The sequence below is a fragment of the Micromonospora sp. 4G55 genome (genome assembly GCF_016803375.1).
On the sequence record NZ_JAEVHN010000778.1, the window covers coordinates 1 to 2,629 of the forward strand.

The 2,629-nt window shown below is 72.8% G+C and carries 2 protein-coding genes; both read left to right on the forward strand.

What is annotated here, in order from left to right:
- Nucleotides 1-206 precede the first annotated feature (206 nt).
- On the forward strand, nt 207-2,060 hold the full coding sequence (locus JNW89_RS34015; protein WP_238452155.1) for a bifunctional UDP-sugar hydrolase/5'-nucleotidase: 1,854 nt from the start codon (nt 207-209) through the stop codon (nt 2,058-2,060).
- A gap of 261 nt (nt 2,061-2,321) precedes the next feature.
- The coding region (locus JNW89_RS34020; protein WP_238452156.1) for a chorismate mutase at nt 2,322-2,629 on the forward strand (308 nt) is incomplete at its 3' end.

A 2,629-nucleotide genomic window follows, 5' to 3' on the forward strand; every position in this document is an offset into this window, starting at 1 on the left:
GCATCGCAGGGCGAGTCTATGCCGCCCGCCGGACACTTCCCGCCCGCGCACGCCCCGGCGCGACGGCCCCGTCACGGTGGCCCGGCCGGTCGGCGCGGTGAGACGAACCCTGGCACGGCGTCACCTCTGGCGCCTTCGTCCCCGACGCGCAACGATGACGGTGAAAACCCCGACTACTCCCCCGTACACGACTTGGGAGAACAACCATGACTCCACCGCGCTCGCGCGGTCGGGCCCTGCTGCGTCACCTCGCCGCACCGGCCCTCGCGCTGGCCGTCGTGGCCAGCCTGCCCGCCACCGGACGGCCCGGACCGCAACCGGCCGTCACCGACCCGACGGCCGGCCTGGCCCCGGTCGCCGTCTCCTACGCCACGCCCACCGGCGGCGAGGTCAAGGGCAACTTCCTGAGCTACAACGACTTCCACGGCGCCATCGATCCGCCCGGCGGCAGCGGGGCCGCGGTCAACGGCACCCCCGCCGGCGGCGTGGAATACCTGGCGACCTGGCTGAAGAAGCTGCGCGCCGACGCCGCGGCCGAGGGCCGGCGCACCACCACCGTCGGCGCCGGTGACCTGATCGGCGCCACGCCGCTGGTCAGCGCCGCCTTCCACGACGAGCCGACCATCGAGCTGATGGACGAGGTCGGGCTGGAGATCAGCTCGGTCGGCAACCACGAGTTCGACGAGGGCGTCGCCGAGCTGATCCGGATCAACAAGGGCGGGTGTCACCCGGTCGACGGCTGCCAGGACTCGGACGGCTTCGCCGGCGCGAAGTTCACCTACCTCGCCGCCAACACGCTCGACCGGAAGACCGGCCTGCCGATCCTGCCCCCGGTGGACGTGAAGTTCGTCGACGGCGTGCCGGTCGGCTTCGTCGGCGTGACCCTGGAGGGCACCCCGGGCATCGTGAACCCGGCCGGCATCGCCTCGGTGCGGTTCGCCGACGAGGTCCGGACCGCCAACAAGTGGGGCGGGCTGCTCAAGCTCTTCGGCATCCGGGCGATGGTGCTGCTGGTGCACGAGGGCGGCGCCCAGTCCCCGCCGCCGGCCACCCCGGGCGTCTCGGACTGCGCCAACTTCTCCGGGCCGATCGTCGACATCGTCCGCGGCCTGCGGCCGGAGTTCGGCCTGGTGGTCTCCGGGCACACCCACCGCTTCTACTCCTGCTCGCTGCCGAACTCCTCGGGCGCGCAGAGCGTGGTCACCAGCGCCGGCAGCAACGGGCAGCTGATCACCGACATCGACTACTCGCTGGACCGGCGCACCGGCCGGTTCACCGGCATCTCCGCCCGCAACGTGGTGGTGGAGAACGGCGTCCGCAACCCCGACGGCAGCTGGCAGCAAAGCGCCCCCGGCGTCTACGTCCGCAACCCGGAGCTGATCGACGCGGGCGCCAAGGCGCTGGCCGACAAGTACCGGGCCGCGGTCGCCCCGATCGCCAACCGGGTGGTGGGCAGGATCAGCGCGGACATCGTCCGGGACGCCAGGCCCAGCGGTGAGAGCCCGCTCGGTGACGTGATCGCCGACGCGCAGCTCGCGTACACGAAGGGCGACGGGGCGCAGCTGGCGCTGATGAACCCCGGCGGCGTCCGGGCCTCCCTGTCGTACGCGGCGTCGGCCGGCGGCGAGGCGCCGGGCGAGGTGACCTACGGCGAGGCGTTCACCGTCCAGCCGTTCAACAACCTCGTGGTCACCCAGACGCTGACCGGCGGGCAGCTCAAGAGCGTGCTGGAGCAGCAGTTCGTCGGCTACCAGGGGCAGACCACCCAGCGGATCCTCCAGGTCTCCGCCGGGCTGACCTACTCCTACGACAGCACCGCCCCGGCCGGCTCGCGGGTCAGCGCGCTGGCGCTGAACGGCGTCCCGGTCGACCCGGCGGCCAGCTACCGGGTCACCACCAACGACTTCCTCGCCAACGGCGGGGACGGGTTCACCGAGCTGACGGCGGGCACCGGCCGCACCACCGCCCCCGGCTTCGACGTGGACGCGCTGGTGGCCTACCTGGGCGCGGGCGCGCCGGTGGCCCCGGGCCCGGCCGACCGGATCACCCGGCTGGGCTGAGCGGACGTCGCCCGGCCCCGGCGTCGGGGCCGGGCGACCTTCTCAACTGTTGGCGGAATCCTTGCGCGTCCGTACCCGCGGTCGGCATACTCGATTCCGTGTTCGGTCAGCGCTTCTACTTTTACTACGGCACCGGGAGTCCGGCAGCCGTGGGTCGCGCCTGATCAACCAGACCTACGAAAAGCCCCGGGCTCCTGGAGTCCGGGGCTTTTCGCGTTCCGGGTTCCCGACACCGGGCACGACGTCAGAGAGGTACGACCGATGATGACAGACGTGGCGGAACAGAGCGGCAACACGGCACGCTCCCGGGCGGGCGACGGCCGGAACGCGGCACCCGGGTTCGGCACCGACGAGCCTGCGGCGGCGGCCCGGATCGCGGCCATCCGGGAGCGCATCGACGAGATCGACCGGACGCTGATCGGGCTGTGGCAGGAGCGGGCGGAGCTCTCCCAGCAGGTCGGCGCCACCCGGATGGCCTCCGGCGGCACCCGGCTGGTGCTGTCCCGGGAGCGGGAGATCCTGGAGCGGTTCCGGCAGGCGCTCGGCGCCGACGGCACCCAGTTGGCCCT